The 12651-nt window shown below is 73.0% G+C and carries 11 protein-coding genes; 5 read left to right on the top strand and 6 right to left on the bottom strand.

Annotation, left to right across the window (positions count from 1 at the left end; genetic code table 11):
• Positions 1-125: 125 nt before the first annotated feature.
• Both C6N31_RS24840 and C6N31_RS24845 read right to left on the bottom strand, forming a co-directional pair.
• Positions 126-2363 (bottom strand): molybdopterin-dependent oxidoreductase, encoded by a 2238-nt coding sequence (locus tag C6N31_RS24840; protein ID WP_138353308.1) that lies wholly within the window; start codon positions 2361-2363, stop codon positions 126-128.
• A gap of 131 nt (positions 2364-2494) precedes the next feature.
• Positions 2495-3115, bottom strand: coding sequence for a TetR/AcrR family transcriptional regulator (locus C6N31_RS24845; RefSeq protein WP_244809108.1), 621 nt, complete (start codon positions 3113-3115; stop codon positions 2495-2497).
• A gap of 118 nt (positions 3116-3233) precedes the next feature.
• On the opposite strand from C6N31_RS24845, the gene hmgA reads away from it, so the two are divergent.
• The 3 genes from hmgA (at position 3234) to C6N31_RS24860 (ending at position 6745) form a co-directional block, all read left to right on the top strand.
• On the top strand, positions 3234-4541 hold the full coding sequence (hmgA, locus tag C6N31_RS24850) for a homogentisate 1,2-dioxygenase (protein WP_138353310.1): 1308 nt from the start codon (positions 3234-3236) through the stop codon (positions 4539-4541).
• Positions 4538-5284: a GntR family transcriptional regulator gene (locus C6N31_RS24855; protein ID WP_138353311.1), complete on the top strand. Its 747-nt coding sequence runs from the start codon at positions 4538-4540 to the stop codon at positions 5282-5284. The genes hmgA and C6N31_RS24855 overlap by 4 nt, the downstream gene beginning before the upstream one ends.
• A 90-nt stretch (positions 5285-5374) precedes the next feature.
• Positions 5375-6745: a type ISP restriction/modification enzyme gene (locus C6N31_RS24860; RefSeq protein WP_187144816.1), complete on the top strand. Its 1371-nt coding sequence runs from the start codon at positions 5375-5377 to the stop codon at positions 6743-6745.
• Between the two features lie 181 nt (positions 6746-6926).
• Here the strand turns inward: C6N31_RS24860 and C6N31_RS24865 are convergent, their stop codons facing one another.
• Positions 6927-7190: a hypothetical protein gene (locus C6N31_RS24865; protein WP_138353313.1), complete on the bottom strand. Its 264-nt coding sequence runs from the start codon at positions 7188-7190 to the stop codon at positions 6927-6929.
• Between the two features lie 277 nt (positions 7191-7467).
• On the opposite strand from C6N31_RS24865, the gene C6N31_RS24870 reads away from it, so the two are divergent.
• On the top strand, positions 7468-9210 hold the full coding sequence (locus C6N31_RS24870; protein ID WP_198358252.1) for a serine/threonine-protein kinase: 1743 nt from the start codon (positions 7468-7470) through the stop codon (positions 9208-9210).
• Here the strand turns inward: C6N31_RS24870 and C6N31_RS24875 are convergent.
• Positions 9180-9974 (bottom strand): SGNH/GDSL hydrolase family protein, encoded by a 795-nt coding sequence (locus C6N31_RS24875; RefSeq protein WP_138353315.1) that lies wholly within the window; start codon positions 9972-9974, stop codon positions 9180-9182. The two genes, C6N31_RS24870 and C6N31_RS24875, sit on opposite strands and share 31 nt — an antisense overlap.
• Before the next feature lie 244 nt (positions 9975-10218).
• Here C6N31_RS24875 and C6N31_RS24880 point away from each other — a divergent pair, with 244 nt between their 5' ends.
• Positions 10219-11409: a DUF5925 domain-containing protein gene (locus C6N31_RS24880; RefSeq protein ID WP_198358253.1), complete on the top strand. Its 1191-nt coding sequence runs from the start codon at positions 10219-10221 to the stop codon at positions 11407-11409.
• Positions 11410-11540: 131 nt separating this feature from the next.
• Here the strand turns inward: C6N31_RS24880 and C6N31_RS24885 are convergent, their stop codons facing one another.
• Both C6N31_RS24885 and C6N31_RS24890 read right to left on the bottom strand, forming a co-directional pair.
• Positions 11541-11915: a GntR family transcriptional regulator gene (locus tag C6N31_RS24885; RefSeq protein ID WP_198358254.1), complete on the bottom strand. Its 375-nt coding sequence runs from the start codon at positions 11913-11915 to the stop codon at positions 11541-11543.
• Positions 11916-11977: 62 nt separating this feature from the next.
• A complete protein-coding gene (locus tag C6N31_RS24890; RefSeq protein WP_138353318.1) occupies positions 11978-12598 on the bottom strand; it encodes a CGNR zinc finger domain-containing protein in 621 nt (206 codons plus the stop codon).
• Between the last annotated feature and the right edge of the window lie 53 nt (positions 12599-12651).

Raw genomic sequence — 12651 nt, forward strand, 5'->3', positions numbered from 1 at the left:
AAACTAGCGCCGTTAGTTTTCGCACGCCAGAGGCCCTTCCGTGCTCTGGCTCACGTGCGGACCCACGCCCGCGCGCCGCCCTGACAGGACGGATCGGGCGACCGCCCACGCCCGCCGGACGGAGATCAGTCACCGCCCGGGAGACCCGGGAGACCCGGGAGACCCGGCAGCGCCGAGACCTGCACCGGGAAGCCGTTGAGGACGGCCGTGCCGGAGAGCGGGTCGAGGCGGCTGCCGTCCAGGAGTTGGTTGACGTTGACCCCGGGGTGCAGCCCTGCCGTGGCGAGCCGGGTGCCGCCGCGGTCGTGGCCCCAGCCGTGCGGCAGGCTGACCACGCCCGGGCGTACGGCGTCGGTGACCTCGACCGGTGCCTCGATCTCGCCGCCGTCGCCCTTCACCAGGGCGGTCCCCCCGTCCGCGAGCCCGAACCGGGCCGCGTCCTCGGGGTGGACCTGCAGGGTGCACAGGTTGGTGCCGCCGGAGAGCGCCGGCAGGTTGTGCATCCAGCTGTTGTTGGAGCGCAGGTGGCGGCGGCCGATGAGGACGGGCCCCGAGGCCCGTTCGGTCAGGGAGCGCAGCAGCCGCGGCACGTCGGCGGCGATCGGCGCCGGGGCGAGTTCGATCCGGCCCGACGGGGTGCGGAGCACCTCGGGGATGCGGGGGGCGAGCGGACCGAGGTCGATGCCGTGCGGCTGGGCGAGGACCTTGTCGAGGGTGAGGCCGTACGGGCCGAGGCGGAGCATGAGGTCGAGCCGCCGCTCATATCCGGTCCGGCCGCCGAGCCGGGCCGCCAGCTCGGCCGGGTCGCCGCCGTGCAGCGGCGAGAGCGGGTCGGCGGTCGCGCGGGCGAGCAGCCGGACGATGGCCTGTTCGTCCACGGCGGCGGGGTCCGCGTCCGGCCCGGCGCCGGACAGGATCTGGACCAGCCGGGCGTAGATCTCGGGCTCGCCGGGGCGGCCGTCCTCCAGTTCCACGACCGGGCGGCTGTACCGCACGGTGTTGCGGACGGCGAGCGTGGAGAAGGCGAAGTCGTAGTGCGCGCTCTGCGTCGGCCGCGGCGGCGGCAGGACGACGTGGGCGTGCCGGGAGGTCTCGTTGAGGTACGGGTCGACGCTGACCATGAAGTCCAGCCCGGCCAGCGCCCGGTCGAGGCGGTGGCCGTCGGGCGCCGAGAGCACCGGGTTGGCGGCGAGGGCGATGACGGCCCGGACGCGGCCTTCGCCGGGGGTGTCGATCTCCTCGGCGAGGGCGGTGCTGGGGAGTTCGCTCTTCACCTCGGGGTGGCCGGAGACCCGGCTGTGCCAGCGGCCGACGGTGAAGCCCTTGCCGGGCGCGGCGGGCCGGGGTGCCCGTGCGGTCGGGGAGAGCGGGAACATGGCGCCGCCGGGCCGGTCGAGGTTGCCGGTCAGCACGTTGAGCACGTCCACGAGCCAACTGCACAGGGTGCCGAACTCGACGGCGGTGCTGCCGAGCCGCCCGTAGACGGCGGCGCTGGGCGCGGCGGCCAGTTCGCGGGCGAGGGCGCGGATCTCGGCGGCCGGCACCTCGCACACGCCCTCGACGGCCTCCGGGGTGAAGGCGGCGGCGAGCGCGCGTACCTCCTCCACGCCGGTCACCTGGTCCGTGAGCGCGCCGAGATCGGTGAGGCCCTCGGCGAACAGCACCTGCACGACGGCGAAGAGCAGCGCGGCGTCGGTGCCCGGCCGCAGCGAGACGTGCCGGTCGGCGACCTCCGCGGTGCGGGTGCGCTTGGGGTCGATCACGGTGATCCGTCCGCCGCGCCGACGCAGCGCTTTCAGCTTGCCGGGGAAGTCGGCGGCGGTGGACAGACTGCCGTTGGAGACCAGCGGGTTCGCACCGATGATCAGCAGATGATCGGTACGGTCCAGGTCGGGAACCGGGATCGCGTTCGGGTCGCCGAAGAGATAGCCGCACGCGACGTGCTTGGGCATCTGGTCCAGGGTGCTGGCGGAGAAGATGTTGCGGCTGCGCAGCGCGCCGACGATCTGCGCGGGGTAGAGGCCGCCCGCGACGGTGTGGACGTTGGGGTTGCCGAGGACGACGCCGACGGCGTCGGGCCCGTGCGCGGCGGTGACCGCGCCGAGCCCGGCGGCGACGGCGGCGAACGCCTCGGCCCAGCCGGTCTCGACGAGCCGGCCGTCCTGGCGTACGAGGGGGCGGCTCAGCCGGTCGGGGTCGGCGTCGAGGGCGCCGAAGGTCGCACCCTTGGGGCAGATGAAGCCGGCGCTGAACACGTCGTCGCGGTCGCCGCGGGCGCTCGTGACCGTGTCACCGTCAAGGGTGAGTGTCAGACCGCAGGTGGCCTCGCACAGCGGGCAGATACGCAGGGCGGTACGGGTCATCGGGCTCTCCTGGGACGACGGCAGCGCACGTACAGGCGAGCATACCGACCGGTATGCATGTGGGAACCCCCAGGACGGCCCCAATCGGGGCGAGGGCTCGACGAACCGGCCTGCCGTCCAAGAGAGGCGGCCTACCGTGCGAGATAAGCGCGCAGCATGCGTTTAGTCTCGGCGATCACGGCCGGATCCCCCGCCGGATCGGTACGGAAGGCCAGCTGGAGCAGGGCGTCGGCGGCCTCCACGCTGATCACGAAGGTGAGCCGGGCGTACGCGTCCGCCGGGTCGAGGCCCAGCCGCCCGGCGAGCAGTTCCAGCAGCCGGTCGGCGACGTGGCGATTGGGCTCGGATTCGCCGGGGATGCCGAAGTCGACGAGCTCGAAGCCGGGGGTGACGCCCTTCATCGCGATGTACTCGTCGACGACCACCCCGACGGCGACATCGAGCGACAGCGGCCCGGCACCGGCGCCCGCCCCGGGCGCCGCCCCGCCTCCCGGTTCCGCGAGGCGGGCCGTGACGCGGTCCAGGTACCGGTCGAGATTGCGCTGCGCCAGGGCGTCGGCCATCGCGCGCTTGTTGGAGAAGAACCGGTAGACGGAGCCGATGGGGACGCCGGCGCGTACGGCGACCGCGCGGGTGCTGAGGCTCTCGTACCCGGCCTCGTCCAGCAGCTGGGCGCAGGCGTCGAGGATGCGGCTGAGGCGTTCGGTGCTGCGCTGCTGCACCGGGGTTCGGCGGAGCCCTTGGCCGGTCACGGCACACCCTCCTTTTCCGGCCACCCTAGCGGCGGCGGGGTCCAAGGTCATTGACGGTTCGCCGGTCCCATTCCTATGGTCGACCATAGGAATGGGACAACGGCACCGGGAGCGCACGATGGGCAACACGCACGACACGGACCTCACGTACTCCCCCGGTTTTGGGAACGAGCACGTCAGCGAGGCGGTGCCCGGAGCACTGCCGATCGGCCGGAACTCTCCGCAGCGCGCCCCGCTCGGCCTGTACGCGGAGCAGCTCAGCGGCACCGCGTTCACCGAGCCCCGGCACCAGAACCGCCGCAGCTGGCTGTACCGGATCCGCCCCTCGGCCGCGCATCCGCCGTTCCGCCGGGTCGACAACGGCGCGCTGCGCAGCGCGCCCTTCCTCGACGTGGAACCGGACCCCAACCGGCTGCGCTGGAGCGCGCCCGCGCTGCCGGACGTCCCCACGGACTTCGTCCAGGGCCTGGTCTCCGTCGGCGGCAACGGTGACGTGCTGCGCCGCGAGGGCATCGGCATCCACTGGTACGCGGCCAACACGTCGATGGCGGACCGGGTCTTCTCGTCCTCCGACGGCGAGTTCCTGATCGTGCCCGAGCACGGCACCCTGCTGCTCCGCACCGAGCTGGGCCTGCTCCAGGCCGGCCCCGGCGAGGTGGCCTTGATCCCGCGCGGGATGCGCTTCCGGGTGGAACTGCTGGACCCGACGGCCCGCGGCTATGTCTGTGAGAACTACGGGCAGGCGTTCCGGCTCCCCGACCTCGGCCCGATCGGGGCGAACGGGCTGGCCAACGCACGGGACTTCCTGGCGCCCGTGGCCGCCTTCGAGGACCGTGAGGAACCGGTCGAGGTGATCAACAAGTTCGGCGGCAACCTCTGGGCCGCGACCTACGACCACTCGCCGCTCGATGTCGTCGGCTGGCACGGCAACCTGGTCCCGTACGTCTACGACCTGCGGCGCTTCAACGTCCTGGGGTCGCTGAGCTACGACCACCCGGACCCGTCGATCTTCACCGTGCTGACCGCCCCCTCCGACACCCCCGGGCTGGCCAACGCCGACTTCGTGGTCTTCGCACCGCGCTGGCTGGTCGGCGAGGACACCTTCCGCCCGCCGTACTTCCACCGCAATGTCATGAGCGAGTTCATGGGCCTGATCGAGGGCGCGTACGACGCGAAGGCCGAGGGATTCGTCCCGGGCGGCGCCTCGCTGCACAACATGATGTCGGCGCACGGCCCGGACCGCGCCACCTTCGACAAGGCCAGCGCCGCCGAGCTGAAGCCGCAGAAGGTCGACGACGGGCTGGCGTTCATGTTCGAGACCCGCTGGCCCGTCGTACCGACCAGCGGCGCGCTCGCCGCCGATCACCGGCAGGAGGGTTACGACGAGGTGTGGCAGGGCCTTGAGCGGCACTTCCCCACCTCATGACCGCCTTCGCCCCGGACTCGATCGTCCTCAACCGCAAACTGCCGCTGTGGTACCAGGTCTCGCAGTCGCTGCGCGCCTCGATACTGGGCCGCCGGCCGGACGCCCCGCTGCGGCTGCCGACCGAGGACGACCTGGCCGGCCACTACGGCGTGAGCGTGCTGACGATGCGGCAGGCCCTCAAGGAGCTGGAGACGGAGGGGCTGATCAGCCGGCACCGGCGGCGCGGCACCTTCATCGAGCCGACCGCGCTGCGCGGCGCGCCGGTCCGGCTGCTGGGCTCGGTCGACGCGATCGTGGCCCAGCAGTCGGGTGAGCACACCGCGGTGCTCGGGCACGGGACCGCGCCGGTGCCGTCCTGGGCCGCCGAGCACTTCCCCGATCTGGCGGAGGCGGCCTTCTTCCGGCGGCTGCGCTGCGAGGAGAGCGGCGAGCCGACCAACTGGGCGGAGAACTCCGTCCGTCCGGAACTCGCCGAGCGCATCGATCTGGCCGATCTCGAACGGTGGCCGATGACGAAGGTCCTGCGGGACGCGCTCGGCGTGCGGATCAGCCGCATCACCGACACGGTGGAGGCCCGGCTGGCGGACCCGGAGACGGCGCGGCTGCTCCAGGTCCCGCTGCTCAGCCCGATCCTGCACTACACCGGGGTGACGTACGACGATTCGGGCCGCGCGGTGGACGTGGTGCGGATCCACTACCGGGGGGACCGGTTCTCGTTCACCGTGACGATGGAGGCGCGCTGACACCGGGCGCCCGTCGCTTTGCTGTCGGTGGCAATCCGCACAGGTCGCGCTTCCCGGGTGGCGGTGCGGCCGCGAGCGCGGCTCAGTACGATGCCGACGGTGGGAAGCGCATCCGCGAATCCAGGCGCTGGGGAGGCCCGTGACGTGACGCCGCCACGAGCTGCCGGCTCCAACTCCGGGGCGGGCCATGGCGCTCCCGTGCTCGCCGATCTGATGCCGTGGTCCGTGCCGCCGCTGCTGTACGGGCGGTCCTGGGCGGTGGCGCCCGACGCGAAGGCGCTGCGGGCCCGCTGGGACGCGCTGCTGGCGGCGCCGGACGACGCGGAACGTGAGCGGCTGCTGCGTCCGAGCCGGGCCCGCGGACTGCACACCCCGGCGCCCCAGCTCGCGGTCCCGGGACGGGACGGGCCGCCTGCGGCCACCACCCGGCTCGCCCGCGAGAGCGGGCCGTGCCCTGATCCGGTCCGCGTCCTGCACGGCGCCTTCGACCTGCAGTGGCTGATCCCCGACCACCGGCTCATCGACGCCGCCCGCCCGGAGCTGTGGCGGGTCGCCGACGAGCGGCAGATCTTCGCCGTGGAGCAGGCCCGGCTCCCGAACGTCCCCGGTCCCGCACTGGCGTTCGGCGCCGTGCTGCCCGACGGCCGGTCCCCCGCTGGGAAACCGGGCCGGATCCGGCCGCTGTACCGGCGGCCCGGCGGGCAGGACCCGAACTTCGCGCCCGGCCTGACCGAACTGCTCGGTGAGCTCCTCGGTCTGCCGGTGGGCGCCGAGGACCTCCTCGCCTGGATCACCGTCGCGAGTCTGCCCGCCCGGGACCAGCGGGACGGTGTCGTGGTGCCGCTCACCCGCGACCCGGAACTCTGGCTCGCGGCCGTCGAGCTGGGCCGTACGTCGATCTGGCTGCACACCCGGGGCGAGCGCTGCGCGGATCCCGCCGTGGGCCGGCCCGCCGGCCATCCCCGGCTGCCCGGCGGCCGGCGCCCGTACGTGCGCGCGCCGCTTCCCCCCGCGCCACGGGCCGGGGAGCTGGAGTACGACCCGGAGGAGGAGGCGCTGCGGATCGGGGACGGGCTGGTCTCACCGGTGCCGGCCGCCGCCTGGGAGTTCCACGCGGGCGGGGTGCGGGTGCTGGAGGCCTGGTACGAGCGGCGGACGGCCGTCGCGGCCCCGGGGACGCTGGAGGCGCTCCGCCCCGCGCGCTGGACCCGGGAGACGACCACGGAGCTGCTCGAACTCGTCACCGTGCTCACGCTGCTGGCCGCGCTCCGTCCGGAGCGGCGGAAGCTGGCGGAGCGGCTGGCGGCGGAACCGGGGTCGCGGCGGGCGCGCGCGGCGGGGATCTCCGCCGACGCGCTGCGCCTCGCGGGGGTGCTGCCCGCTCCCGCGGGAGCACGGCGCCCCGCCTCGGTGCTGGACCATCACGAGGAAGGGCCGGACGGTCAGTTCGCGTTGCTGTGAACCGTGGGCCGAGGCGCACAGGTCGGCTCGCACGGTGGCACGTTCGGACGGCGCGGGTGGTCGCCACAGGTGTCCGAACGCACGCGGACGCGCGTAGAGCTCCTGCCGTTCACGGCGAGCACACCGCAACGCCGCTGGCCGCAGCGCTGTGCCGGGACGGTGTGACCGCCGGAAGGTGGGATCAGCCGCGGCTGCCGAACAGCGAGCGCCGCAGGCGTCGCAGAGGCGCGAACAGCGACACCCGTGCACTGCGGCTCGCCTTGGTGCGCGCCGAATCCCGCGATGTCAGCTCCCGCATCAGCAACGTCGCCTCCGCACTCTCGCGGTGCGGTACGGCAGGGCCGCCCAGTATCGCGAGATGACGGTCCAGACGTGTGCTGGTCGTGCTGCTTCCGCAGTTGATGGCAGGCACTCTCGGCCTGCTTCGCATAGCTATTTGTTCCATGACACTCCCCACCCGTACGAGGGCACCCGGCCCGGGCAGGGTAACCCTATCGCCCCGACGCGTCACCTGCGCATCCCAGGTCCCGGATTCACCTTCCGGTCCTGGGTGTTGACGACTGAACAGCGAATTGCCGCCGCACGCAAGGCAGTTGGCGGCCACCCGACAGCCGGAGCCTACCCCCGGCCGCTCCCACCATCATCGCCGGGACCGGCTTCAACCACGCGTGCTTGAGGTAGATTTCCTCCGAATCACTCCGGTTACGGGCGGGGGTTCGCACATGAGCGAAGGCACGGGCGGTGAGCGGGTGCTCGCGGACCGCTACCGGCTGATCGGCGAACTCGGCCGCGGCGGCATGGGCGTCGTGTGGCGGGCCCGCGACGAACTGCTCGGCCGGGAGGTCGCGGTCAAGGAGGTGCGGGCGCCCGCCGGCCTCGACGAGCGCGAAGTGCGGCAGCTGTACGCCCGCCTGGAGCAGGAGGGCCGGGCCGCGGCCCGGATCATCCACCCGAACGTGATCACGGTGTACGACGTGGCGGTGGCCGGCGGCGCGCCGTGGATCGTCATGGAGCTCGTCCGGGGGCTGACCCTCGCCGACGTCCTCGACGCGGACGGCCCGATGACCCCGCGGCGGGCGGCGGACATCGGCGCGCACGTCCTGGCCGGTCTGCGCGCGGCGCACGCCGCGGGGGTGCTGCACCGGGACGTGAAGCCCGGCAACGTCCTGATCGCCAATGACGGCCGGGTCGTCCTCACGGACTTCGGCATCGCGATGATCGAGGGCACCGCGGCGCTGACCCGCACCGGCGAGCTGATCGGATCGCCGGAATACCTCGCACCCGAGCGGGCCATGGGGAACGCCCCCGGGCCGGAGTCGGACCTGTGGTCCCTGGGGGTGCTGATCTACCGGTCGGTGGAGGGGGCGTCGCCGTTCCGCCGCGATTCGGCGTTGAGCACGCTGCGCGCGGCCGTCGACGACGAACTGCCCGAGCCGCGCCGGGCGGGGCCGCTGGGTCCGGTGCTGGAGGGGCTGCTGCGCAAGCGCCCGGCGGACCGCATCAGCGGGAGCGAGGCCCAGGAGATGCTGGACGCTGTTGCGGCCGGCCGCACCGGGCCGCCGTCCACCGGGTATCCCCCGGCCGCTTCCGGCTCCTCGCCCCGGACGAAGCCGCTACCGCAACCGCTGCCGCGACCGGTGCCGCAGCCGATGCCGCAGCCGATGCCATCCGGCGGGACCGGCGGCCCGACACCGCCGACCGTCCCGGGGTACGGATCCCCGTACGGGCCGGGGCCCTCGTCCTACGGCGCCGAGCCGGATCCGACGCGGCGCCGGCGGGTCGCGACGGTGCTGGCGGCGGGGGCGCTGGTGCTCGCCCTGACGGCGGGCGTGGTGGCCTGGACGCTGCTGGACCACGGGACGGAGGACGACAAGGCGTCCACCGGCGGGACCGGAGCGAGTTCAAGCAGCAGTACCCCGTCCACCGGCACGGGAACGTCCACGACCCGGACCACTCCGCCGACGACCACGGCGGGTCCGACGGTCACGACGACCACGGCGTCCCCTTCGTCGTCCGGCATTCCGGTCGTCAAGGTCACCATCAAGGTGACCGCCGAGCGGGAGAGTTATACGGGGCCATGCCCGGCGCCGTCCGGCCAGGCACCGGAGTTCACCGCGGTGATCACGGTGGACCGCACTCCGGCGACGGTGGTGTTCCGCTGGACGACGGACAGCGGCCGCAACTCCGACCCCGGGTGGAAGACCGCCGAGTTCGCCGCGGACGGCCCGAAGTCCCGGACGTACCAGCACACCGAGCTGTCGTTCGAGGCGGGCAAGCAGAGCACCGACCGGATCGTGGTGGAGGTCGGGGCCCCGAAGCAGTTCCGGTCCGACCCGGTGTCGTTCACCGTGGACTGCCGACCGGATCCGCCGACGTCGACGACGCCGGCGGCCGGGGTGAACGGTACGGATCGGTCAGCGCATCGGTCAGCGCATCAGGCGGCGGAGCTGAACGCGGGCAGGTAGCCGCCGGACTGGCCGGCCGCCTTGGGGTGGTAGGACTCGTCGATCGGGAACGTCAGGCTGTTCAGCCAGGGTGATCCCGAGCAGAGTTCGTGCCCGGTGAAGGTGCCGCGCACATCGGCGAAGCTGAAGCCGTGGTTGGCGGCGCGCTTGGCCGTCACGGTGTCGAGCTCGTCGGCCGCGCCGTTGATCGCGGCACGGGAGGTGTCACTGAGCCCGCCCCAGCAATTTCCGTTGATCTTGTAGAAGTGCGGGTAGCCCACCACGACCACATGGGCGTTGGGGGCCTTGGCGTGGATCGCGTCGTATACGTTGTCGAGGAGACCGGGGAGGGTGTTGTCCGCGTAGGTGCGAGCCTGCGCGATCCGGGCCAGACAGGTGCTCTCGGAGTTGAGCACACAGGTGGTCATGACGTCGGAGAAGCCCGCGTCATTGCCGCCGATGCTGATGCTCACCAGTCCGGTGGACGCGTTGAGCGGACCGAGCTGGTTGTTGAGGACGTCACCGGTACGGGCACCGGAGCAGGCGGTGAAGGCGAACGAGGACGGGGCGTGGGCCGCCGACCACAGTGCGGGATAGGCCTTGGTACTGCGCTTGCAGTCACCGCTGGAGCTGTCGTAGCTGCCGGCGCCGACGCCTGCGGAGTACGAGTCTCCGAGGGCTGCGTACGAGGGCGCCGCGGCGTGCGCGGGGGCCGCGCCGATGAGCGCGAGGCCAGTGGTGAGGATCAGCGCGGATACGGCTGATGCCAACCGGGACAGTCTCATGGAACCTCCCTGGGCAGGATCTCTGCGAGACCTGTTGTACCCGCCGGTAACCCACGGGGGGAAGTGTCCTGACCATGAATCTTTGTCGTGTGCATTGCATTCATATGAAACGTCCGTAACGCCTCAACTCCACGCCGACCAGGCCGCGTCCAAACCTCTTCCAGGCCTCGTTCCGGCCTCGTTCCGTGCCGCGTTTCCGGCCTGGTTCAGGGGTTGATTTCCGGCCCGGAAAAGCACTGGGCGGATGCGGCCCCCGTGCCGGATCATGGGCCGCATGTCCGCAAAGCCCCATGACCCGAGGAGGCCTGTGCCGCAGAGCCTGCCCGACCCCGCACACGCCCGGCACGCCCCGCGCCCGCCGCACCGCGCGGTACCCGTCCATCTGCGCCTGGACGACAGCGATTCGCCGTCCGACGTCGTCGACGCGCTCTTCCTCGGGCGCTTCACCTCCGGCGAGCAGCCGTACTCCCGCGGCGCGTCCCTGGAGAACGTCAAGTCCGGCCTGACGCTGATCCCGTCGGACGCCGCCGTGCTGCGCCAGGCCCGCGACAAGGACCGCAGCGCCACGCTCGCCGAGGGCGACGGCTGGACGATCCTGATCTCCCGCTGGAACCGCGGCGCGGACGTCACGGTCGCCGCCGTCACCGACGAACTGGCCGATCAGGTGCTCGCGCGGGCCGTCGAGGACGCCGAGGACGAGCCCGAACCCCAGCCCGAGACCGTGAACATGGGCTTCTGGTACGTCTCACCGCGCCGCGGCCCGCACCGCACCACCCGGCAGATCTCCGCCGCCACCTGGGAAGAGCTCCGCGGCAACTACACGGCCCCGGTGGCCGAGGCCATGGACGGCCTCATGAAGCTCACCAAGGACGACATCACCGGCCGGCTGCTGCTCCTGCACGGCCCGCCCGGCACCGGCAAGACCTCGGCGCTGCGCACCCTGGCCCGCTCCTGGCGCGACTGGTGCCAGGTGGACTGCGTCCTTGACCCCGAGCGGCTCTTCAACGACGTCGGCTATCTGATGGACATCGCCATCGGCGAGGACGACGGCACGGCCGGCGGCCGCTGGCGGCTGCTGCTCCTGGAGGACTGCGACGAACTGATCCGCGGTCAGGCCAAGCACCAGACCGGCCAGGCGCTCTCCCGGCTGCTCAACCTGACCGACGGCCTGCTCGGCCAGGGCCGCAACGTGCTCGTCGGCATCACCACCAACGAGGACCTGGAACGGCTGCACCCCGCCGTCGTCCGGCCGGGCCGCTGCCTGTCGCGGATCGAGGTCGGCCCGCTGACCCGCGACGAGTCCGCCGCCTGGCTCGGCACCACCGAGGGCATCGGGCGCGAGGGCGCCACCCTCGCCGAGCTGTACGCGCTGCGGCGCGGCGCCGGCTCCACCATCCCGGCTCCGGCCCCGACCTCGGACGGTCTGTACCTCTGATCGGTACCGGGTTCGGGTGGGGCTTCGGCCGGGTGTCGCGGACGTCGCAGGTGCGGCGCGCGCCCCGGAGCGAGGACCTGCCCAACGGCGGGGGCCTGTCCGTCGGAGGGGGCGTGCCCGCCGGAGGGGGCCTAGCTGTCGTAGGCGGCGCGCAGCGCTTCCTGGACGGCGGCGAGGGCGGCCGTGCGGTCCAGCCCGAGGCGGTGAGCGCGCTGCGCGAACTCCGCGGCGGCGGCAGCGGCCTGGCGCTCGGCGGCGTCGCCGGCGGCGGCGACGAAGGTGCCGTTCCGGCCGCGGGTCTCGACGACGCCGTCGGCCTCGAGGGCGCGGTAGGCCTTGGCGACCGTGTTGGCCGCGAGGCCCAGCTCCTCGGCGAGGCCCCGGACGGTCGGGAGCTTGTGGCCGACGGGGAGTCGGCCGGTGCGCGCCTGATCGGCGATCTGCTCACGCACTTGCTCGAAGGGGGCGGTGGCCGCGTCGGCGGCGACGGTGATCCTCAGGCTCATGGCGGCGATCCTGGCACAACGGGCCCGGCCGACGAGTTCACCCACGACCAGGTCGGCGCGCGTCAGCTCCGGTCCGGTTCCGTGTCCGCCCCGGTGCGCGTGCGCTGATAGTGGCGGGCGACCCGGGCCCGGTTGCCGCACGCCGGCTTGCACCATTCCTGCCGGCCGTGTCCCTTGACGAAGTAGCGCACGCAGCGCGGTGCCGTGCAGGCCCGCAGCAGTTCCCGTTGCGGACCCGCCAGGAACTCGATGGCGGCACGGGCCAGAGCGGCGACGATCCGCACCCCCGGGTCGTCTGCGGTGGACAGCAGCCGGACGGCCGGAGTCTCACCCTGAAGCCAGACCAGCTGAGGGGCGACCGGTTCACCCGCGGCCGCGGAGTTGAGCCGGTCGAGTGCCTGCTCGGCGGGCAGGAGGCGGTCGGCGTCCGCGCGGCTCGGCGGGGCGGGGCTCACGGCCAGGGCAAAGAGCGCCCGGACCGCCTGCCGGAGGGCGACGACACGGTCTCTGAGCTCCTCGTCCGCGGCGAATTCCGCGCCGGCGGCGCTGTGCACGGAGAGCAGGCCGGCCCACTCCTGGATCCAGCGGGTCGTCTCCTCGACGGTGGTGAGGTCGTCGGCGACGCCGCCGTCCCCGTCGTGCCGGACGGTGCTCACCAGCTCCAACGCCAGCTGACGTGCCATGGATCTCCCCTCTCCACCGCGGATCCGGCCGTTCGACGACCTCACCCCAGCCT

The organism is Streptomyces fildesensis (assembly GCF_016107395.1).
GTDB classification, from domain to species: Bacteria; Actinomycetota; Actinomycetes; order Streptomycetales; family Streptomycetaceae; genus Actinacidiphila; species Actinacidiphila fildesensis.

What these genes read in the sequence shown, in the direction of transcription:
- C6N31_RS24890 (WP_138353318.1), bottom strand. Translation starts at nt 12,598, where the DNA reads ATGGCACGTCAGCTGGCGTTGGAGCTGGTGAGCACCGTCCGGCACGAC.
- hmgA (WP_138353310.1), top strand. Translation starts at nt 3,234, where the DNA reads ATGGGCAACACGCACGACACGGACCTCACGTACTCCCCCGGTTTTGGG.
- C6N31_RS24860 (WP_187144816.1), top strand. Translation starts at nt 5,375, where the DNA reads ATGCCGACGGTGGGAAGCGCATCCGCGAATCCAGGCGCTGGGGAGGCC.
- C6N31_RS24880 (WP_198358253.1), top strand. Translation starts at nt 10,219, where the DNA reads ATGCGGCCCCCGTGCCGGATCATGGGCCGCATGTCCGCAAAGCCCCAT.
- C6N31_RS24840 (WP_138353308.1), bottom strand. Translation starts at nt 2,363, where the DNA reads ATGACCCGTACCGCCCTGCGTATCTGCCCGCTGTGCGAGGCCACCTGC.
- C6N31_RS24865 (WP_138353313.1), bottom strand. Translation starts at nt 7,190, where the DNA reads ATGGAACAAATAGCTATGCGAAGCAGGCCGAGAGTGCCTGCCATCAAC.
- C6N31_RS24870 (WP_198358252.1), top strand. Translation starts at nt 7,468, where the DNA reads ATGAGCGAAGGCACGGGCGGTGAGCGGGTGCTCGCGGACCGCTACCGG.
- C6N31_RS24855 (WP_138353311.1), top strand. Translation starts at nt 4,538, where the DNA reads ATGACCGCCTTCGCCCCGGACTCGATCGTCCTCAACCGCAAACTGCCG.
- C6N31_RS24885 (WP_198358254.1), bottom strand. Translation starts at nt 11,915, where the DNA reads ATGAGCCTGAGGATCACCGTCGCCGCCGACGCGGCCACCGCCCCCTTC.
- C6N31_RS24875 (WP_138353315.1), bottom strand. Translation starts at nt 9,974, where the DNA reads ATGAGACTGTCCCGGTTGGCATCAGCCGTATCCGCGCTGATCCTCACC.